The organism is Rhodococcus yananensis, assembly GCF_020515525.1.
In the GTDB taxonomy this organism is placed as follows: domain Bacteria; phylum Actinomycetota; class Actinomycetes; order Mycobacteriales; family Mycobacteriaceae; genus Rhodococcus; species Rhodococcus yananensis.
Map to the genome: position 1 here is coordinate 1 of NZ_JAIYEP010000057.1, position 20,224 is coordinate 20,224.

Annotated in this window: 21 protein-coding genes; 8 read left to right on the forward strand and 13 right to left on the reverse strand. The window is 67.9% G+C overall.

The features are described from left to right. Nucleotides 1–34: 34 nt before the first annotated feature. On the reverse strand, nt 35–547 hold the full coding sequence (locus LDQ05_RS14150; protein WP_226437624.1) for a flavin reductase family protein: 513 nt from the start codon (nt 545–547) through the stop codon (nt 35–37). A 247-nt stretch (nt 548–794) separates the two neighbouring features. Here LDQ05_RS14150 and LDQ05_RS14155 point away from each other — a divergent pair, with 247 nt between their 5' ends. The 3 genes from LDQ05_RS14155 to LDQ05_RS14165 all read left to right on the forward strand — a co-directional run bounded on the left by LDQ05_RS14155 (nt 795) and on the right by LDQ05_RS14165 (nt 3,264). Then, nucleotides 795–1,406: a TetR/AcrR family transcriptional regulator gene (locus LDQ05_RS14155; protein WP_226437599.1), complete on the forward strand. Its 612-nt coding sequence runs from the start codon at nt 795–797 to the stop codon at nt 1,404–1,406. Between the two features lie 170 nt (nt 1,407–1,576). Continuing rightward, the gene (locus LDQ05_RS14160) at nt 1,577–2,353 is read left to right on the forward strand and encodes an SDR family oxidoreductase (RefSeq protein ID WP_226437600.1); all 777 of its coding nucleotides are present in this window, start codon (nt 1,577–1,579) and stop codon (nt 2,351–2,353) included. After that, nucleotides 2,350–3,264: an SDR family oxidoreductase gene (locus LDQ05_RS14165; RefSeq protein ID WP_226437601.1), complete on the forward strand. Its 915-nt coding sequence runs from the start codon at nt 2,350–2,352 to the stop codon at nt 3,262–3,264. The genes LDQ05_RS14160 and LDQ05_RS14165 overlap by 4 nt, the downstream gene beginning before the upstream one ends. Before the next feature lie 178 nt (nt 3,265–3,442). On the opposite strand, the gene LDQ05_RS14170 is transcribed toward LDQ05_RS14165, so the two are convergent. The 3 genes from LDQ05_RS14170 to LDQ05_RS14180 all read right to left on the reverse strand — a co-directional run bounded on the left by LDQ05_RS14170 (nt 3,443) and on the right by LDQ05_RS14180 (nt 5,844). Further along, nucleotides 3,443–4,120 carry a GNAT family N-acetyltransferase gene (locus LDQ05_RS14170; RefSeq protein WP_226437602.1) on the reverse strand — a complete coding sequence of 226 codons (678 nt, stop codon included), beginning with the start codon at nt 4,118–4,120 and terminating at the stop codon, nt 3,443–3,445. A 79-nt stretch (nt 4,121–4,199) separates the two neighbouring features. Beyond that, nucleotides 4,200–4,673: a nitroreductase family deazaflavin-dependent oxidoreductase gene (locus LDQ05_RS14175; RefSeq protein ID WP_226437603.1), complete on the reverse strand. Its 474-nt coding sequence runs from the start codon at nt 4,671–4,673 to the stop codon at nt 4,200–4,202. A 1-nt stretch (nt 4,674) separates the two neighbouring features. Next, complete coding sequence (locus tag LDQ05_RS14180) at nt 4,675–5,844, reverse strand: steroid 3-ketoacyl-CoA thiolase (protein WP_226437604.1); 1,170 nt, start codon at nt 5,842–5,844, stop codon at nt 4,675–4,677. 200 nt (nt 5,845–6,044) lie between these two features. Here LDQ05_RS14180 and LDQ05_RS14185 point away from each other — a divergent pair, with 200 nt between their 5' ends. After that, entirely contained in the window at nt 6,045–7,298 is a 1,254-nt protein-coding gene (locus LDQ05_RS14185) for a cytochrome P450 (protein ID WP_226437605.1), read from the forward strand. Nucleotides 7,299–7,411: 113 nt separating this feature from the next. On the opposite strand, the gene LDQ05_RS14190 is transcribed toward LDQ05_RS14185, so the two are convergent. Genes LDQ05_RS14190 through LDQ05_RS14225 form a run of 8 tightly spaced genes read right to left on the reverse strand, consistent with a single transcriptional unit; the run spans nt 7,412 to nt 13,883 of the window. Next, the gene (locus LDQ05_RS14190; RefSeq protein ID WP_435277498.1) at nt 7,412–8,092 is read right to left on the reverse strand and encodes a YqeB family protein; all 681 of its coding nucleotides are present in this window, start codon (nt 8,090–8,092) and stop codon (nt 7,412–7,414) included. Nucleotides 8,093–8,094: 2 nt separating this feature from the next. Then, complete coding sequence (locus LDQ05_RS14195; protein WP_226437607.1) at nt 8,095–8,694, reverse strand: TetR/AcrR family transcriptional regulator; 600 nt, start codon at nt 8,692–8,694, stop codon at nt 8,095–8,097. A gap of 36 nt (nt 8,695–8,730) precedes the next feature. Then, nucleotides 8,731–9,303 carry a nucleotidyltransferase family protein gene (locus LDQ05_RS14200; RefSeq protein WP_226437608.1) on the reverse strand — a complete coding sequence of 191 codons (573 nt, stop codon included), beginning with the start codon at nt 9,301–9,303 and terminating at the stop codon, nt 8,731–8,733. Nucleotides 9,304–9,356: 53 nt separating this feature from the next. Beyond that, entirely contained in the window at nt 9,357–9,770 is a 414-nt protein-coding gene (locus tag LDQ05_RS14205; RefSeq protein WP_226437609.1) for a nuclear transport factor 2 family protein, read from the reverse strand. Further along, the gene (locus LDQ05_RS14210) at nt 9,767–10,645 is read right to left on the reverse strand and encodes a TIGR03619 family F420-dependent LLM class oxidoreductase (protein WP_226437625.1); all 879 of its coding nucleotides are present in this window, start codon (nt 10,643–10,645) and stop codon (nt 9,767–9,769) included. Before LDQ05_RS14210 ends, LDQ05_RS14205 begins: the two co-directional genes overlap by 4 nt. 13 nt (nt 10,646–10,658) lie before the next feature. Next, nucleotides 10,659–11,834 (reverse strand): thiolase family protein, encoded by a 1,176-nt coding sequence (locus tag LDQ05_RS14215; protein ID WP_226437610.1) that lies wholly within the window; start codon nt 11,832–11,834, stop codon nt 10,659–10,661. Then, nucleotides 11,834–12,895, reverse strand: a complete 1,062-nt coding sequence (locus LDQ05_RS14220) for a thiolase family protein (RefSeq protein ID WP_226437611.1) — start codon at nt 12,893–12,895, stop codon at nt 11,834–11,836. The genes LDQ05_RS14215 and LDQ05_RS14220 overlap by 1 nt, the downstream gene beginning before the upstream one ends. Nucleotides 12,896–12,908: 13 nt before the next feature. After that, complete coding sequence (locus LDQ05_RS14225; RefSeq protein ID WP_226437612.1) at nt 12,909–13,883, reverse strand: Zn-ribbon domain-containing OB-fold protein; 975 nt, start codon at nt 13,881–13,883, stop codon at nt 12,909–12,911. Between the two features lie 89 nt (nt 13,884–13,972). Between LDQ05_RS14225 and LDQ05_RS14230 the strand changes: the two genes are divergently transcribed. After that, nucleotides 13,973–15,010, forward strand: a complete 1,038-nt coding sequence (locus LDQ05_RS14230) for an LLM class F420-dependent oxidoreductase (protein WP_226437613.1) — start codon at nt 13,973–13,975, stop codon at nt 15,008–15,010. A gap of 316 nt (nt 15,011–15,326) precedes the next feature. Beyond that, nucleotides 15,327–16,295, forward strand: coding sequence for a hypothetical protein (locus LDQ05_RS14235; RefSeq protein WP_226437614.1), 969 nt, complete (start codon nt 15,327–15,329; stop codon nt 16,293–16,295). A 137-nt stretch (nt 16,296–16,432) separates the two neighbouring features. On the opposite strand, the gene LDQ05_RS14240 is transcribed toward LDQ05_RS14235, so the two are convergent. After that, nucleotides 16,433–17,269 (reverse strand): crotonase/enoyl-CoA hydratase family protein, encoded by an 837-nt coding sequence (locus LDQ05_RS14240; RefSeq protein ID WP_226437615.1) that lies wholly within the window; start codon nt 17,267–17,269, stop codon nt 16,433–16,435. 77 nt (nt 17,270–17,346) lie between these two features. On the opposite strand from LDQ05_RS14240, the gene LDQ05_RS14245 reads away from it, so the two are divergent. Next, nucleotides 17,347–19,008 carry an acyl-CoA synthetase gene (locus tag LDQ05_RS14245; protein ID WP_226437616.1) on the forward strand — a complete coding sequence of 554 codons (1,662 nt, stop codon included), beginning with the start codon at nt 17,347–17,349 and terminating at the stop codon, nt 19,006–19,008. Nucleotides 19,009–19,016: 8 nt separating this feature from the next. Next, a complete protein-coding gene (locus tag LDQ05_RS14250) occupies nt 19,017–20,132 on the forward strand; it encodes an NAD(P)H-dependent flavin oxidoreductase (protein WP_226437617.1) in 1,116 nt (371 codons plus the stop codon). Nucleotides 20,133–20,224: the final 92 nt, after the last annotated feature.

The following is a 20,224-nucleotide window of genomic DNA, read 5'->3' on the forward strand; positions in this document are numbered from 1 at the left end:
CGGTGCGTGCGGGGCACGCACCGGCCGTATCCGCTCAGTCCAGTCCGAATGCGCCGCGGTAGAAGACCATCGGCCTGTCCTCGTCGAGGCATTCGAGTTCGAGGACGCGACCGATGACGACGTCGTGGTCGCCGGCGACGTGCACGTCGACGATGTCGGCATGCACGCGCATGAGGACGCCCGGCAGCGACGGGGTGTTCCATCGGGACAGGGCCCAGTCGAGGCCGTCGTACTTGGCGCCGCGCGATGAACCGAAGCGTGAACACAGATCGGACTGCTGCTCACCCAGGACGTTGATCGTAAACCGCCCGGTCGGCCGGATCCGCGGCCATGCGCGACCCCGGTGGTCGGCGCAGAACAGGATCAGCGGAGGCTCCAGCGACACCGACGCGAAGGATTGGCAGGCGAATCCGACGGGACCGTCGTCGTCGAGTCCGGTCACGATGGTGACGCCGGTGGCGAATCGGCTCATGGCCCGGCGCATCTCGGTGGGGTCGGGGGTCTCGAGGTCGTAGGCGAGTTCACGCGGAGGCGACTGGACGTTCATGCGCTTGACTCCGAATCGGTGGTCGGGTCGCCTCGGCTGGGCGACGGTCACGGATCGGAGCGTATGGGCGGGGTGATCGGGGCCACGCCGCGGTTCTCGCTGAGCGGACTTCACGGCGTTCCGGAGCTCCCGGGCGACCGGAACGGCTCCCGGTCCCGGTGAGTGGAACGGTGAACGGGACTTCGGGCGGGTGTTCACCCGCGTCGATGGGAGAATCTGTGTCGTCCGTACGAAAGGGGAAACGATCATGCCCAGGATCGGGGTGGCGCGTGACGGCGCCGAACCGTCTTCGGCGGAGCAGCGCGACCGTCATCTGCGGATCCTCGATGCGGCCGCGCACCTGGCGACCGAGCACGACCTGCAGCACGTGCAGATGACCGAGGTCGCCAAGCGTGCCGGCGTCGCGATCGGCACGCTCTACCGCTACTTCCCGTCGAAGACGCACCTGTTCGTCGGCGTGATGCTCAACGTCCTCGACCGGTTCGAGCGTCGCGCACCGGAACCGAACCTCGACGTCCCGGTGCAGGACGCGATCTGCATCGCCCTGATCGCGATGACTCGGGAGCTGGTGGAGTATCCGACCCTCGCGTTGGCGATGCTGCAGTCCAACAGCACCGCGGTGGCGGGGGCGGTACCGGACACGGTGCGGATCGAGGAGAAGTTCCAGCAGATCCTGCTGGACACCGCGGGGATCACGGAACCCACCGACGGTGACCGCGACCTGCTGCGACTGCTGTCGATGCTCTGGTACGGCGTGATCATCGCGCATCTGAACGGTCGCAACAGCCGTGAGGAGGCGGAGAGCGACATCCGCCGCAGCTGCGGGTTGTTGCTGACAGAACTGAGCGCCCCGCGCTGAGCGCGGCGGGCCACCTCGTCGCACCCCACTCCACCCGTGCGCGTTTCTGGTAGCTGGAGCTACCAGAAACGCGCGAGGTTGGGGCAGCGGTACCGAACCAAGCAATTGCTTGGTAGATTGCATGGGTGGCCCCGGAACGGGGGCCGTCCGAAGCGATGCGGAGGCAATGCATGGATCTGGGACTCGACGGCGCGATCGTGCTGGTCACCGGTGGTGTGCGGGGAGTCGGCGCCGGGATCAGCAGGGTGTTCCTGCGTGCCGGCGCGACCGTCGTCACCTGCGCGCGCAACCAACCGGAACGTCCCGTCGAGGTCGACGGACGCACCGCCGAATTCGTCGCCTGCGACGTGCGCGATGCCGAGCAGGTGAAGTCGATGATCGACACGATCGTCGAACGCCACGGACGTCTCGACGCCGTCGTCAACAACGCCGGTGGATCGCCCTACGCGCTCGCCGCGGACGCGAGCCCGAAGTTCCACGCGAAGATCGTCGAACTCAACCTGCTCGCACCGCTGCTCGTCGCACAGGCAGCCAACGCCGTGATGCAGACGCAGGACGGCGGAGGCTCCATCGTGAACATCTCGAGCGTCAGCGGCTCGCGGCCGTCCCCGGGCACCGCCGCATACGGTGCCGCGAAGGCGGGAATCGACAGTCTCGGCACGTCGCTCGCCGTCGAATGGGCACCCAGGGTGCGCGTCAACGCGGTGGTCGTCGGGATGGTCGACACCGAACAGTCCCACCTCTTCTACGGCGACGACGACGGTGTCGCCGCGGTCGGTGCCACCGTGCCGCTCGGACGCCTGGCCACCCCCGACGACATCGGGAACTGCGCGGCCTTCCTCGCCTCACCGCTGGCCGCCTACGTCAGCGGATCGACCCTGACCGTCCACGGCGGCGGCGAACGCCCTGCCTACATGGCAGCGGCCCGAACGAAGGAGACAAAGTGAGTGGACTGCTGGACGGACGCGTCGTCATCGTCACGGGCGCGGGCCGCGGCCTCGGCCGCGCCCACGCGTTGGCATTCGCGGCGGAGGGCGCCAAGGTCGTCGTGAACGACATCGGTGTCGGCGGTGACGGATCCGCGACCGGTGAGACGCCCGCCGAGCAGGTCGTCGCGGAGATCCGCGCGGCCGGCGGCGAAGCCGTCACCAACGGCGACGACGTCGCCGACTGGGACGGCGCCGCACACCTCGTGCGCACCGCGATCGACAACTTCGGTCGCCTCGACGTTCTCGTCAACAACGCCGGATTCCTGCGCGACCGCATGCTCGCCAACATGAGCGAGCAGGAATGGGACGCGGTCACCCGCGTCCACCTCAAGGGGCACTTCGCGCCGATGCGCCACGCCATCGAGTACTGGCGGGCCGAGTCGAAGGCCGGCAACCCCGTCGACGCCCGCATCATCAACACGAGCTCGGGTGCCGGGCTGATGGGCAGCATCGGGCAGGGCAACTACGCCGCCGCCAAGGCCGGAATCGCCACCCTCACCATCCAGGCCGCCGCCGAGTTCGGGCGCTACGGTGTCACGGTCAACGCGATCGCCCCGTCCGCCCGCACCCGGATGACGGTCGGTGCCGGCGGTGCGATGGCCGAGATGATGGCCGCACCCGAAGAGGGCTTCGACGCGATGGCACCCGAGAACGTGTCCCCGCTCGTCGTCTGGCTCGGCAGCAGCGAATCCAAGGATGTCACCGGACGCGTGTTCGAGACCGAGGGCGGCAAGGTGTCCCTCGCCGATGGTTGGCGCCACGGCGAGGTCGTCGACAAGGGCGACCGCTGGGATCCGAAGGAACTCGGCCCGGTCGTCGAGAAGCTCATCGCCACCTCCCAGCCGCCGACCCCCGTCTACGGCGCCTGAGAAACTCCCGCTCCCGGTCCGTGCCGGAGAACACCGGGCCGGGAGCGGGGTCACACCCGAAGGTGCGGCAGGCCGTCACCCGACCGTCTGCACCGCACGGTGTGGAGGAGCGCTCCGGCAGCACCATGAGCACCGCCGCGATCGGATCGACGTGAGGAAACCACCGGAGGTCGGCCGGTCAGGTCAGCGAATCACGCTGGGCGGGCGTGCGGATGATCAGCGTCGAACCCGGGAAGTACGCGGCCAGTTCGGTGCGGGCCTGCTTGAGTGTGGCGGTTCCGTAGCCCTGCTTGCGGAGCTCGGGACGCACCCAGATCCGCACCTCGACCTCGTTGCCGTCGAGCTCACCGAACGCGAAACCGATCGGTTTCGGGGTGTCGGCGTCCAGATCCTCGGCGACCAGCCACATGCCCGACTCCTCGTCCATCAGAGCGGCGCCCTTGGCGCGTTCCGCGGTGATCGTCGCCTCGCTGTCGTCGCCGAGTTGGTCGGCGCAGCGTGCCCTGAGCAGCGCGGCGTCGTCCTCGGTGTCGGCGATCGGGCGCAGCCGGAAATGCTCGCCGCCCGCGTACGGCCGCGAATCCGTCGTCCATTTCACGACCGCGTCGAGATCGTCCAATTCGGCGCGGATCTTGCGGCGCTCGGTCTTGGTGAGACGGCCGAGCGGCAGAGCCAGGACGGCCTCCGCGCAGAAGTCGGTGGTTTCGAGCAACGATCCGATGGCGGCGATGGCGGCGTCCCGGTCATCGCTCTCGACGATGACGTCGAGTACTTCGTGGCGGCGTTCGAGCGCTCGCAGCAGCGCGGCCGCGATCTCGCGGCGGTCGAGGACACGGTCGTGATTCGTCGTTGCCATCGGATGACATCCCTTCTCGAGAACGTGAAGAAGCCGCCCCCAGTATCGCGCGTCCGGGGGCGGTTTCGGTGGTGAGTGGTCACTCGCACACGACGACGGGGATCACTCGTTCGGTCCACGACTGGTAGTTGTCGAAGTCCGGGTACATCGCGGTGAGCTTCGGCCAGTACGAATCACGTTCGCCGTCGGTCGCGACCCGCGCGCGCATGGTGCGCACTCGCGACCGGATCTGCACGGTGACCTCGGGATTCGCTTGGATGTTGCGGAACCACAGTGGATGTTTCGGAAGTCCACCCTGCGACGCCACGAGCACGACGCGGTCGCCGTCCTCGAGAAAGAGCAGGGGAGCGGTACGCGGCTGCCCGGACTTCCGTCCGACGGTGGTGAGCAGGCACACCGGGATGCCCCACGGAAACGCGCTGCCCACCCGCCAGGTGCCGCCGAGGCGACCCCCGGTCGCGCGGTAGGCCACGACGTTCATCCGTGACATCCACCTGATGATCCCGGAGGTGAGTTTCGAGTCGAGGCCCTTCGGCGCGGCCGGGGTTCCCATGTCAGATGCGTTCGATGATGGTGCCCGTGGCGAGTGCACCGCCGGCGCACATCGTGATCAGAGCGGTCGAGGCGTCCCGTCGCTCGAGTTCGTGCAGCGCCGTGGTGATCAGGCGCGAACCGGTGGAGCCCACCGGGTGACCGAGCGCGATCGCGCCACCGTTGACGTTGACCTTGTCCATGTCCGGGCCGTGTACCTGCGCCCACGACAGCAGCACCGACGCGAACGCCTCGTTGACCTCGAAGAGGTCGAGATCGCCGATGCTCATGCCGGACTTCTCGAGTACCTTCGCGGTCGCCTGGACGGGGCCGTCGAGGTGGTACTCGGGTTCGGCGCCGACGAGGGCCTGGGAGACGATCCGGGCGCGCGGTGTCAGACCGAGCGCGCGGGCCTTGTCCTCGTCCATGAGCAGGACGGCGGCGGCGCCGTCGGAGATCTGCGACGACGTACCGGCGGTGTGCACGCCGCCGTCGACGACCGGCTTCAGCTTCGCGAGTGATTCGGTGGTGGTGTCGCGAAGACCCTGGTCGCGGGAGACCGTCTGCTTCTCGCCGGTGAGGTTGCCCTCCTTGTCGACGACCGGGGCGACGACGGAGAGCACCTCGCGGTCGAAGCGGCCCTCCTCCCAGGCACGCTTGGCGTCGGCCTGCGAGCGCACGCCGAGGGCGTCGACGTCCTCGCGGGTGATGCCGCGGCGCCGGGCGATGCGCTCGGCGGCACCGAACTGGTCGGGCATGTCGATGTTCCACGATTCGGGGCGACGCGGGCCCGACTTCTCGGGGGCGTCGACGTTGGCGCCGAGCGGCACCTGCGACATGGCTTCGATGCCGCACGCGACACCCACGTCGATGGCGCCGGTCGCGATGAGCCCGGCGATCAGGTGGTTGGCCTGCTGCGCCGAGCCGCACTGGCAATCGACGGTGGTGGCGCCGACCTGCCAGGGCAGACCCGCGTGCAGCCATGCGGTGCGGGTGATGTTGTTCGACTGGGCGCCGGCCTGGGTGACGCAACCGCCGATGACCTGCTCGACGAGTTCCGGATCGATCCCGGAGCGCTCGATCAGACCGGTCTGGGCGGCTCCGAGGATCTCGGCAGCGTGCAGGCCTGCGAGCCATCCGCCCCGCTTACCGATGGGGGTGCGTGCGGCCTCGACGATGACGGGTGCGCCCACGACGGGCTCCTTTCTGCAGTGCACGGCGTGCATGGATCCGATTCCTTCGAAAGCTAGAACAGGTTATCGAGGGGTGCAATACCGGGTCTCGCTGGCCGGACGCACGGATTCCTTGGCTCGACGCGTGTGCTGTGTTTCAATCTATCTAGAACGTGTTCCACATTACTGCGTGGTGTACAGCAAGGGCAGGAGAAATTCAGGTGACGCAGCCCAACATCCCCGACGACATCGACTTCACCGACCCCGACCTCTTCGCGGAGAGAATGCCGTTCGAGGAGTTCGCCGAACTCCGCAGGACGGCCCCGGTCTGGTGGAACAAGAAGTCCCCCGACGTCAGCGGTTTCCACGACGAGGGCTTCTGGGTCGTGTCGCGGCACGAGGAGGTCCGTGAGGTCTCGCGGCGCAGCGACGTGTTCTCCAACTGGGAGAACACCGCGATCCCGCGCTTCAACGACGACATGCCGCGCGAAGCGATCGAGCTGCAGCGTCACGTGCTGCTCAACAAGGATGCGCCCGAGCACACGAAGCTGCGCAAGCTCGTCGCGCGCGGGTTCACACCTCGCGCCATCAACGCGTTGCGCGACGAACTCGACTCCCGCGCAAAGAAGATCGTCTCGGAAGCCTGCCAGGAAGGCGGGGGAGACTTCGTCACCCAGATCGCCGCGGAGCTTCCGCTGCAGGCCATCGCCGACCTGATCGGTGTGCCGCAGGAGGATCGGACGAAGATCTTCGAGTGGTCGAACCAGATGACGGGCTACGACGATCCGGAGAACACCGCCGATCCCGCGGCGGCGTCGATGGAGGTGCTCGGCTACGCCTACCAGATGGCCGCCGAACGCAAGGAGAACCCCGCCGACGACATCGTCACCACCCTCATCGAGGCGGATATCGACGGCGACGAGTTGTCTCCCGAGGAGTTCGGGTTCTTCTTCATCGTTCTGGCGGTCGCCGGAAACGAGACCACCCGCAACGCGATCACCCACGGCATGGCCGCATTCCTCGACAACCCCGAGCAGTGGGAGATCTACAAGCGCGACCGGCCGAAGACCGCCGCCGACGAGATCATCCGCTGGGCCACCCCCGTGATCTCCTTCCAGCGCACCGCGCTCGAGGACACCGAACTCGGCGGGCAGCAGATCAAGAAGGGCGATCGCGTCGTCATGCTGTACGCGTCGGCGAACAACGACGAGGAAGTCTTCGAGAACCCGCGCACCTTCGACATCCTGCGAGATCCCAATCCGCACCTCGCCTTCGGCGGTACCGGTGCGCACTACTGCCTGGGTGCGAACCTCGCCCGCATGGAGATCGATCTGATCTTCAACGCGATCGCCGACCACATTCCCGACATCACCAAGATCTCCGATCCGCACCGCCTCCGCTCGGGATGGCTCAACGGCATCAAGGAGTTCCAGGTGGACTACAAGACCCGCGGCGGGTGCCCGGTCGAGCACTGACCGATCGTCACACGCGCAGAGCCACCGCTTCCGGACGCGGTCGAATCGTCCCCCGGTTCTTCGGAATCGGGGGACAATTCGTCTCGGGTGGGTGCGCGGTGAGGCGTCCGGCGTCAGCGCGTCGTGCGCCGGAACTCCTGCCGCCCGCCCCGGTCGCGCACGACGATGCCCCGCTCCCGCAGTTTCGCGTGGAGGCCGAGCACCACCCCGGTATCCTTCGCGGCGAGCGCATCTCGTCGCATCCTCAGTATCGCGTGCAGTTCGTCGTCGAGGTCGGGGTGCCCGTCGATCCAGCGGCAGAACTCGCCCTCGTGCGGATCCGCGTCGAGCCACGGATATCCGTGCGAGCCGAACGCCGACGCGAGCTCGCGCGAGTTCAGATCGCCCGCGCCACGCCGGGCGAGTTCGTGCCGTGCCTCGTCGGTGAGGACGAGATCCTTTCCGTCGAGGAACGCCGCGCGGACCCGTGACTTCGGGACGTACAACTGTTCGTCGTCCTGCTCGAGCAGGACTCCATCGGAATCGACGGTGACGGCAAGGGTTTCGGCCACCGTCAGCACCGCAACCACGATACCGGCGGCGACGCCGACGACGGTGAGGATCGGCACCGACCACGAGGTGGTCAGCTCCGCGAGCAGTTCGAGGGGTCCGGGGACCGCCGGTAGCGTGTCGACCGCCCAGCGGGAGACCGGAGGAGCGGCGAAGCCGAGACCGATGCCGAGGGCAGTGCACACCAGCGTGATCAGGACGGGCAGGAATGGGGACAGTGACACCCGGGTCGCGTCGTCGCGCATCGTCACGAGGATTCCTTCCGATGTCCGGTCAGGTAGCGGAGAACGATCGTGCGCACGGTCTCGACCGGTGCCGTCGCCCGGGGGTTGTCGGCGTAGAGGTAGGCGGAGTCGACGACCGCACGCACCCAGGTGGCGGTCGATACCGGATCCAGCTCCGGATCGATCGAGCCGCGGGCCCGTTCGAGGAGGTGACGGAGCCCGTCCTCGACGATCCGCTCGTCTTCGGCGAGGACGTCGGCCAGAAGGGGGTCGTGACCCACCTGCCGCACGACCTCGACGACGAGGCCGGCCGCGCCGGGATCGAGGGCGGGAGTGACGAGTTCTCCGACGAGGTCGAGGATCGCGGTGAGGGGATCGGGGGCGTCGCGGTGACGAGCGATCATCGCGCGCGTCTCGGGCAGATCGCTCTCGAAGACCGCCCGGAACAGTCCGCGTTTGTCTCCGAAGTAGTGGAAGACGGTTCCGGAGCTCACCCCCGCGGTCTGCGCGATCGCGGCGACCGGGGTCGCGTCGTAGCCGCGCTCGGCGAACAGGACCGCGGCGGCGCCGATGAGCGCGGTGCGGCGCCGTGCGTGGAGTTCGGGGTCGACGGTGCGTGCCATGACACCAGGATATTAATTCATCAACCAATCAGTCAATTAATTGGCGAGGCGGTGCAGATCGTCGGGCGTGTCCACATCGGCGGAGTCGGCGAGCAACGTACAGTCCACGCGCCGCACCCGGTCGCGGTTCCGGCGCAGGAACGTCCGGGCACCCTCGTCGCCCGTCGCCTGCCGGGCGGCGGTGAGCGCGTCGTCACGGTCGAACACCACCGGATGACCCGGTCGATCGCCGAACACCGGGACCGTCACGGTGCCGCGATCGTGCGCGGCGAGGACGACCCTGACGAGTTCGTCCGTGATGCCGGGAAAGTCGACGACGGTCAGAGCGAGCACGTCGTGTCGGGCGGCGGCGCCGACACCGGCCCGAAGGGACGTCGACATCCCGTCGGCCCACCGATCGTTCCGTACCACCGTGGCGTCGGGTGGCGCATGCGCGGCGACCTCGTCACCGAACGCGCCCGTCACCACGAACACCTCGTCGCAGCCACCGCGGGTGAGCGCATCGACGACGGTGTGCAGCAGGGGGCGGCCGCGGTGGGGGAGCAGCGCCTTCGCGCGCCCACCCAGCCGCGAGCCGCCCCCCGCTGCAAGAACGATTCCGGCGGTCATGGTCCGACTCTACGAGCCGGACGGCACCGGATCCACGAGAAGCGGGTGCCGGACTACGAGACGGGTCGCGCCGTCTTCATCGCCCGCTCGACCTCCCAGAACGCACGCAGCGACACCAGCTTGCCGTCGGAGTTCACGCGGTAGACGAAGACGCCCTCCGCGTCGATGATCTGGCCGGCGATCGTCGTGCGGATCGTGCCGATGTTGACGCACTCGTCGCCGCACACCAGCACGTCGTCGACGAGGAACTCGAGGCTGTCGGTGTTCGCGATCGTCATGTCGTAGAACTTCGCGATCGCGTCGTGCCCGCGGTGCCCCGTGCCCTCGGGGTCGAAACCGGACGGGCCGACCGGGTCCTCGACGCAGGCGTCGTCGGCGAAGAGGGCGAGCCACTCGTCCTTGCGTTTGCCGCTCGCCGCGGCCTGCGAGGCGCGCGACGCTACGCGGGCGGGATGTTCCTCACTCATACTCCGGCCTTCCCTTGAATGAACCTGTCGGCGAACGCTCGAAGCGACTCCTGCTTCGCCTCGAGCGGTGAATCGAATCCGTGCCCGTCGAAGATCCACGGCACGACGATGATGTCGGTGACGCCGGCGTCGGCGAGTTCGGCGTACCCCGAGGCGCCGAACCGGTCGATGCACACCGTCTGGATCTCGTACGGTTCGTCGGCACGACCGTATTCGGCGCGCAGTTCGCGCAGCCGGCCGATCACCTGGACGAGGTCGTCGAACTTGATCATCGCCGACGTCCAGCCGTCCCCGACCCGCGCGGCGCGCCGCAGCGCGACATCGGTGTGCCCGCCCACGTAGATCGGGACGGGTCTGCTGGGCGCCGGACTCATCTGCATCCGGTCGAAATCGAAGAACTCACCGTGGTGTTCGACCATGCCACCGCCGAGGATCAGTTTGAGCACATCGATCATCTCGTCGACACGCTTGCCGCGACGGGCGTAGGGAGCGCCGCACCACTCGAACTCCTCCGGTGCCCAGCCGATTCCGACGCCGAGCCCGAATCGGTTGCCGATCAGGTTCGCGACCGACCCGACCTGCCGGGCCAGCAGGACGGGGTTGCGGGAGCCGAGTTTGAGTACCTGGGTGTAGAACTCGATCGTCGAGGTCGCCGCGCCCATCGCCGCGGCCGCGATCAACGGGTCGGCCCAGGGGGTGTCGGCGGTCCACATCCGGGAACCGTCGGGGGTGTACGGGTAGTCCGCGGTCTGCTTCTCCATGTAGAACAGCGAATCGGGCAGGGCGATCGACGAGAACCCGCACTCCTCGGCCGTCCGGGCGAGCCCCGCGAGCTGATCCAGCGGCGTCATCGCGACACCGACGGTGAACTTCACCATGCGTCCGCTCCTAGTTCGTGGGCTTGTCGGATCCGACGACCCACATCGAGAAGTACTGGGATCCACCGCCGTAGGCGTGGCCGAGCGCCTTGCGGGCACCATCGACCTGGTGGTCTCCGGCCTTGCCCATCACCTGGACGGCGGCCTCGGCGAACCGGATCATTCCGGATGCGCCGATCGGATTGGAGGAGAGCACACCACCGGACATGTTGACGGGCAGTTGCCCGCCGAGCGCGGTCTCGCCGGCCTCGGTGAGCTTCCACCCGCCACCCGCCGGAGCGAAGCCGAGGTTCTCGAGCCACATCGGTTCGAACCACGAGAACGGAACGTAGATCTCGGCGCAGTCGATCTCGGTCAGAGGATCGGTGATACCGGCCTGCTTCCACAGGGCGGCTGCGGCTACCCGCCCCGCTTCGGGATTCACCTGGTCGCGACCCGCGTAGGTGGTGGGCTCGGTCCGCATCGCGGTGGCGTGGATCCACGCGACCGGGCGCCCCGCGGCCTGCGCGGCCGCGGCGCTGTCGGCGTCGCCGAGGATCACCGCGCACGCGCCGTCCGACGACGGGCACGTCTCGTCGTAGCGGATCGGATCCCACAACATCTGGGATGCCTGCACCTTCTCGAGGGTGATATCGGGCTGCTTGAGGTGCGCGTACGGGTTCTTCGCGCCGTTGAGCCGGTCCTTGACCGCAACCATCGACCCGATGTGCTCGGGTGCGCCCGAACGGCGGATGTACGACCGCACGTGCGGTGCGAAATAGCCACCGGCCCCCGCCCCGACCGGCATCGTGAACGGCACCGGCGTCGACAGCGCCCACATCGCGTTCGACTCGGACTGCTTCTCCCACGACACCGCGAGCACCCGACGGTGCACCCCGGCCTGGACCAGGCTCGTGGCGACGTTCGCGGTGGATCCGCCGACGGAACCGGCGGTGTGCACGCGCAACAGCGGTTTTCCGGTCGCGCCGATCGCGTCGACCATCGACAGTTCGGGCATCATGACGCCCTCGAACAGGTCGGGGGCCTTACCGATCACGACGGCATCGATGTCGTCCCAGCCCACCTGGGCGTCGGCCATCGCACGGTCGATGGCCTCGCGGACCAGGCCGGACATCGACACGTCGTGACGCTTGGCGACGTAGTGGGTCTGTCCCGTACCGAGGACGGCCGCAAGTTGTTTCGCCATCAGTTACGTCCCTCCAGAACGGCTACCAGATTTTGTTGCAGCACAGCACCGCCGGTGGCGTGCGCGAGCGTCCGTCCGGCGCGGCCATCCATGATCGCCTGGGCCGCATGGCCGATGCGTTCGAGTCCGCCGGAGAACATCGGGTTGCCGGTGAGCGGGCCACCCGACGGGTTGACGACGGCGTGGTCGGTCAGACCGAGTTCGTCGCGCAGGATCAGTTCCTGGTGGGTGAACGGCGCATGGATCTCGGCGAGGTCGAACGCGCGGTCGCCACCGGTCGCGGCGCTCGCCGCGGCCCGCGCGGACGGAGCTGTCGTGAGGTCGGCGGCACCGAAATTCGGTGAGTCGATGCGGTGTTCGATACCGGTGATCCAGGCGGGGTTCTCACACAGTTCGCGCGCACGGTCGCCGGCTGCGAGCACGATCGCGGCGGCACCGTCGGTGACCGGCGCGCAGTCGTGGGCGCGCAGCGGATCGGCCACGTACGGGCCGGCGAGTAGTTCCTCGACGGTGACGTCGCCGCTGATCTGCGCATCGGGACGGTTCTTCGCGGAGGCACGCGCGCGGACCGCGACCTCCGCCATCTGCTCGGTGGTCCACTTTCCGGCGTCGAGACCCATCCGGGCCTGGAGTCCGGCCAGCGACACCGAATCGAGTCCGAGCGGAGCAACGAGATACGGGTCGAGTTGCAGCGACAGGGTCCGCCGCAGGGTTCCGGCGGAGGACTTGCCGAAACCGTAGACCAGGGCGGTGTCGACCTCACCCGTGACGAGCTTGACCCACGCCTCGTACAGTGCCCACGCGGCGTCCATCTCGACGTGTGATTCGTTGATCGGAGGGACGGCGCCGATCGCGTCGATCGCCGAGATGAACGAGAACGACCGCCCCGCGAGATAGTCGGACGACCCGGAGCACCAGAACCCTATGTCGGACTTGGTGATTCCCAGGTTCTCGTAGAGCTCCTGGAAACAGGGGACGAGCATCTCGACACCATTGGTGGTGCCGTGAGTCTCGCGCACGTGCGGAGCGTACGCGAAGCCGACGACTGCGATGTCTGTCATGATTCCGCGGCTCCTAGAGGTGGTGTTTGAACGAGTCGAAATCGGCGTCGGGCTCGCCGGTCGGGCGGAAGTACTCGATGTTGCGGAGGGTGTGGTCCCACTCCTCCTGCGGTCGCCACTTGGCCTGAACCCGCATACCCATCCGGACCTCCGACGCATCACATTCGAGGATCAGATGGAGGAACGGGATGTCGGCACCGTCGAGCAGCACGTACGCGGCCACGTACGGAGGTTTGATCTGCTGGCCCATGAACGGAACGTTGACGATGCAGAAGGTCGTGACGATGCCCCTGTCGGACACCTCCACGTGTTCCTTCGTCGGCACACCGTCGGTGGGGCTCGCACCGCGCGGCGGCACGTACACCTTGCCGCCGGGACCGGTGCGTCCACCGACGATCCTCCCCTCCTTCAGGCCGCGCAGATACCACGATTCCTCGGGCGAGGCCGTGTGCTTGTACAGCAGGTCGATGGGGGTGGTCAGCATCGTCACCGGTTCGCCCGGAGCGGGAGCGTCGGGAGTCCCGGCGGCCTCACCCGGCTCGAACGCGACGATGTCGTGGATGTCGCCCACACGTTCGTCGGCCCACCGCGCCCGCACCCGCATCCCGGTGCGGATGTCGTCGGCGGAAGGCACGTCCACGACGTGCACGAGGGCGGTGTCGGCACCGTCGAGACGGATCAGCGCCCACGCGAACGGACGGTCGAACGGCTGGCCGGGAAGCGGTTGCGCGTTCCACGTCCAGCTGACGACGGTGCCCGCCTGCCCCACGTCGACGAAGTCGGTCGGTGCCTCGTGGGTGACCGGATCGAACTCGGGGGGCGGAACGAGGATCCGGCCGTCGGATCCGCGGGCGCCGACGATGCGGCCGTCACGCAGTCCCGTGACGAAGGCGCTCACGGTCGGCCCGGTGGATCGGGTGTAGTCGAACTTCAGATTCAGCGGTGCGCTCAACGGTGGTTCGGCGACCGCGCTCTTTCCCAGGCTCACGACTTCGAGTAGAACAGGTTCTAGAGATGCTGGCAAGAGTGGCGTGTGAACTGCGCCGCGTCGAGGACCACCGACGTGAAAGGTGTGCAATGAAACTGGGATTGCAGCTGGGCTACTGGGGCGCGCAGCCACCCGCGAACGCGCCGGAACTCGTCGCTGCGGCAGAGGCGGAGGGCTTCGACGCGGTGTTCGCTGCGGAGTCGTGGGGATCCGACGCCTTCACACCCCTCGCCTGGTGGGGTTCGGCGACCGAACGCGTGCGTCTGGGCACGTCCGTCGTGCAGATATCCGCGCGGACACCCACGAGCTGTGCCATGCACGCCCTGACACTCGACCACCTCTCGGGTGGCCGACACATCCTCGGCCTTGGCGTGTCCGGGCCGCAGGTCGTCGAAGGCTGGTACGGCCAACCGTTCGCGAAGCCGCTGGCACGCACCCGCGAATACGTGTCGATCGTCCGCAACGTCCTCGCCCGACGTGAACCGGTCACCGGTACGGGACCGCACTATCGGCTGCCGTACGACGGTGAGGGCGCGACGGGCCTGGGCAAACCTCTCAAGCCCATCACCCACCCGCTGCGGCCCGACATCCCGATCTGGCTCGGTGCCGAAGGACCGAAGAACGTCGCCCTCGCCGCCGAGATCGCCGACGGCTGGCTCGCGATCTACTACACGCCGCGCCTCGCGCCGATGTACAACGAGTGGCTCGACGAGGGATTCGCCCGCGCCGGTGCGCGGCGCACCCGCGACGATTTCGAGGTCGCCGCGACCTGCCAGGTCGTCGTCACCGACGACCGGGCGGCCACCGTCGCGTCGATGAAGCCGGTGACGGCGCTGTACGTCGGCGGAATGGGTGCTCCCGAACTGAACTTCCACGCCCAGGTGTACCGACGGATGGGATACGGCGACGTCGTCGACGAGGTCACCCGGTTGTTCCGGGCGGGACGCAAGGACGACGCCGCCGCCGCCGTCCCCGACGAGATGGTCACCGAGACGATGATCGTCGGCAACCGCGACGAGGTACGGCACGAGGTGAAGCGGTGGGAGGACGCAGGCGTGACGATGCTGCTGGTGTCCTGTCGCGACGCGGCCCACGTCCACGACCTCGCCGACGTCGTCCTCCGCTGACCTCCGCCTCCGGCGGCCTGAGCGCCCGTGTCCGCCTCCGGCGGCCTGAGCGCCCGTGTCCGCCTCCGGCGGCCTGAGCGAACGTATCGTCTGCTCGATCCAGTCGATCGGATGTACCACTCGCTCACGCCGGCGGGGCGGGATCCGGTCACGCCGGCGGGCGGGGAGAGTGGGTGTACCACTCGCCCACGACAGAAGGTCACGGAAATCCGTCGGCTCCGGGCAGTTGTCCACAACCTCGCGGTCTGTCCACAGCCCCGCCGGGAACGGTGGTTTCGGCCGATTCGTGTCGGTGCCGTCGACGCATCATCGCTCCATGAAACGAGGCGAATGGGGCGAAGACCCCGAGACGTTGATCCGGATCGCAAATCGTGGGCTCATCGCGGACTCGGCACTGCGGAGGGTGAGAGTGTCGGGGTCCGCGATCCATCACAGGTGTCGGCCCGGGGGACCGTGGGAGCGAGTGCTACCGGGCGTGATCCATCTCCGGGCCGGGCGGTTGACCGCGCGCCAACGGTCGGTCGCCGCCCTGATGTACGGCGGTGACGACGCCGTGCTGACGGGACGGGCGGCGTTGCGTGAGTACGGATTCGACGTCCCCGGTCACGACACGCATGTGCTCCTTCCCGTGTGCCGGCGCGTCCAGTCGAAAGAATTCGTACAGGTGGAGCGCACCCACCGTATGCCCGAGGTGGTGAACCGCCACGGACTCCGATGCGCACCGCTGGTGCGGTCCCTGCTCGACGCGGCACGACGATGTCCGACACTCGACGCGACCCGCGCCCTGATCGCGGGGGTCGTACAGCGCGACGCAGTGTCCGTGCCCGAACTGTCGGAGGAGCTCGAGGCCGGCAGTGGAAGGGGGTCGGCGTTGCCGCGGAAGGTGTTGCGTGAGGTGTCCGCGAACGTGCATTCGGCGCCCGAGGCGGAGGCGCGTCGACTCTGGCTCCGTAGCGGGTTGCCGGAGATGGTGTTCAACCGGGACATCGTCGATGGTGACGGTGCGTTCGTGGCGCGTCCGGACGGTTGGATCGACGAAACCGCCCTCGCGTGGGAGATCGATTCGCTCGCGTGGCATCTGTCGCCGACCGACTACAAGAAGACGCTGGAGCGACGCACGAGGATGCAGAATCTCGGCATCATCGTGTTGTCGACGGCACCCGGTGCCCTTCGCGACAACCCGGATCAGGTCGTCGCCGACTTGATCCGCCATTACGAGTTGGCGCGGTCGCGGGCCAGGCCGAACGTCCGAATGGTGCTTCCCGAGGAGGGAAACCTGCCGTGACCGCCGCGGCAACCGCCCCCCGCGGTGAGCGAATGGTGCGCCTGATCGACTGGATCGAGCAGACGATACATTCGCTCGGGCCGCGGGAGGCGGACACGGGCGCTCGGGCCGCCGGAGGCGGAACGCCGCGGGGAGGGTCAGGCGCCGGTGAACTTCGGGGCGCGCTTCTCGGCGAAGGCCCGAGGGCCTTCCTTCGCGTCGGAGCTCTTGAACACCGCCGCGCCGAGCTCGGCGTCGATCCGGAAGGCCTCCTCCTCGTGGAGACCTTCGGAGCGGCGGATGGTTTCGAGGATCGCCTGCACCGCGACAGGCCCGTTTGCGGCGATGGTGTCGGCGATCTCGAGGGCCTTGTCGAGGGCGGTGCCGTCGGGGACGACGTGACCGATCAGCCCGATCTCCTTGGCTTCGGTGGCCCGCAGGTGCTTACCGGTGAGGAGGATCTCGGCGGCGATCGTGTAGGGGATCTGCCGGACGAGACGGACCGCCGAGCCCCCGAGTGGAAAGAGTCCCCATTTGGCTTCGGATACACCGAATTTCGCGCTCTCGCCGGCGACACGGATGTCGGTGCCCTGGAGGATCTCGGTGCCGCCGGCAATGGCGGGGCCCTCGACGGCGGCGATGAGCGGCTTCTTCAGTCGGCGGCCCTTGAGCAGCGCGGGCAGTCGCGAGAGGTCCCAGCCTCCTCCCGCGAACTTGTCGCCGGGGGCGGAGCGATTCATGTCCTTGAGGTCGGCGCCCGCGCAGAACGCACCGCCGGCGCCGGTGAGGACGGCGACTCGGATGTCGGGGTCCTCGTCGACGCGGTCCCAGGCCTCGTTCATGATCGACATCATCTCGCCCGACAGTGCGTTGCGTGCCTCCGGGCGGTTCATGGTGACGATGAGGACGTGGCCTCGCTGCTCGACGAGGCAGTGCGGAGCGCGGTCCGAAATGTCCGGGATTTCGGCTGCGCTGGACGACGCGGTAGAGGACACTGGGAGCTCCTGATGGGTTGTGAACTGGATCTCAACTGGGTCTTGTCAGGAACAATAACACGTTCTATTTTGATGACGTGGCCCTGAATATCGCAGACCTCGTCGAGCACGCAATCGATCTCGTTCCCGAGCGCATCGCGCTCGCGTCGGACGAGCGGGAGATCACCTACGCCCAGCTGGAGGAGCGCGCCAACCGGCTCGGTCACTACCTGCAAGAACACGGCGTGAAGCCCGGTGACAAGGTCGGGATCTACTCCCGCAACACCGTCGAGGCCGTCGAGGCGATGGTGGCGGTCTTCAAGATCCGCGCCGTGATGATCAACATCAACTACCGGTACGTCGAGAACGAGTTGCAGCACATCTTCGACGATTCGGATATGGTCGCGCTCATTCACGAGCGCCGCTATTCCGACAAGGTCGAGAACGTGCTGCCCGGTCATCCCCTCGTGGCGACGGTCGTGGTCGTCGACGACGGCACCGATCTCGACTACTCGGGTTACGGTGGCGTCGACTACGAACGTGCGCTCGCCGGGAGTTCCCCGGAACGCGACTTCGGTGAGCGAAGCCCCGACGACATCTACATGCTGTACACCGGCGGTACCACCGGGAAGCCGAAGGGCGTCATATGGCGCCACGAGGACGTGTGGCGGGTGCTCGGTGGCGGGATCGACTTCGCGAGCGGAGAGTACGTCGCGGACGAGTGGGTACAGGCCAAGAGTGGCGCCGAGAATCCCGGATTGGTTCGACTGCCGGTCCCGCCGATGATCCACGGCGGTGCGCAGTGGGCGACGCTCCAGGCGCTGTTCGGCGGGAGCAAGGCCGTCATGCTGCCCGAGTTCAGCGGCCACGCCGTCTGGCGCGCCATCGACGAGCACAAGGTCAACCTCATCTTCATCACCGGCGATGCGATGGCGCAGCCGATGCTCGACGCTTTCGACGAGGGTGATCCGGAGACGGGCGAACCCTACGATCTGTCGAGTCTGTTCTTCATCGGTTCCAGCGCCGCGCTGTTCTCGCCCGCACTCAAGGACCGCTTCCTCGACGCATTGCCGGATCGGGTGATCTCCGATTCCATCGGATCATCCGAAACAGGCTTCGGCGGAATCGGTTTCGTTGCCAAGGGGCAGTCGCACGTGGGTGCGCCGACGGTGAAGATCGATGCGTCGACGTCGGTGCTCGACGAGGACGGCAACCCGCTGCAGCCGGGCGACGGCAAGGTGGGTCTGCTGGCCCGCTCGGGCCACATTCCGCTCGGGTACTACAACGACGAGGAGAAGTCCGCCAAGACGTTCCGCGTGTACAACGGGGTGCGCTACTCGATCCCCGGTGACTACGCGCAGATCGAGGCCGACGGCACCGTGACGATGCTCGGCCGCGGATCCGTGTCGATCAACAGCGGTGGAGAGAAGATCTATCCGGAGGAGGTCGAGGCCGCGCTCAAGGCACACCCCGACGTGTTCGACGCCCTCGTCGTCGGTGTCCCCGACGACCGTTTCGGGCAGCGGGTGGCTGCGGTCGTCGCGGCCCGTCCAGGTCACCGTCCCGCGCTCGCCGACCTCGTCGAACTGGCCCGCACGTCCATTGCGGGTTACAAGGTGCCGCGCAGCATCTGGTTCGTCGACGAGATCAAGCGTTCCCCGGCGGGCAAACCCGATTACCGCTGGGCGACGGGGGAGGCCGAGGCACGTCCCGCCGACGACCACTACACCAACGGTGCCGCGACCGCGGCGAAAGGGTAGGAGACCCCGTGCACACCTCCCTCAGTGAGAAGTTCGGCATCGAGTACCCGATCTTCGGGTTCACACCGTCCGAGCACGTGGCCGCGGCGATCAGCCGTGCCGGGGGGCTCGGCGTTCTCGGGTGCGTCCGGTTCAACGATCCCGAGGAACTCGATGCGACCCTCGCCTGGATGGACGAGAACACCGACGGTAGGCCGTACGGCGTCGACATCGTCATGCCGGCGAAGGTCCCCACGGAGGGGACGGCCGTCGACCTGGACAAACTCGTCCCCGCCGAGCATCGCGCGTTCGTCGACCGCACCCTGACCGAGCTCGGTGTTCCGCCGCTGTCCGACGATGTCGAGCACGCGACCGGGGTGCTCGGCTGGCTGCACTCGGTGGCCCGGTCCCACGTCGATGTGGCTCTCGCGCACCGGCCGGCGCTCATCGCGAACGCGCTCGGTTCGCCGCCGAAGGACGTCATCGATCTCGCGCACGAACACGGCGTACCGGTGGCCGCGCTCGCCGGGGCGGTCGAACACGCGAAGCGACACGTCGCGAACGGCGTGGACATCGTCATCGCCCAGGGCTACGAGGCCGGCGGGCACACCGGTGAGGTCGCCTCGATGGTGCTGTGGCCCGAGATCGTCGACGCGCTCGGTGATTCTGCGGCCGTGCTCGCCGCCGGGGGCGTCGGATCGGGCCGGCAGATCGCCGCGGCTCTCGCGCTGGGCGCCTCGGGTGTGTGGATGGGTTCGTACTGGCTCACCGCCGCGGAATACAAGCTCGGGTCGGCTGCGAACGGTCCGTCCTCGGTGCAGCGGGCCCTGCTCGGGGCGTCGTCGTCGGACACCGTGCGGTCCCGCATCTACTCGGGTAAACCTGCGCGACTGCTCAAGACCAGATGGACGGAGGCCTGGGCGAAGCCCGATGCACCGTCACCGCTGCCGATGCCCCTGCAGAACGTTCTCGTCAGCGAAGCGCACCAGCGGATCTCGGCTGCCGACGATCCGGAGGTCGTGGCGATGCCCGTCGGTCAGATCGTGGGCAGGATGAACGAGATCCGACCCGTGGCAGACATCTTCGCGGATCTGCTGTCCGGGTTCGATCGTGCCGTGGACCGGCTCGACGAGCTCCGGAAGTGACCGAGGAGAATTCCGACCCGCGCAGGTGAGGGGATGGTGGGTCCGGTCCCGGTGTCCGATCCCGGGACCGGACCCACGGTACACCGGTCCGC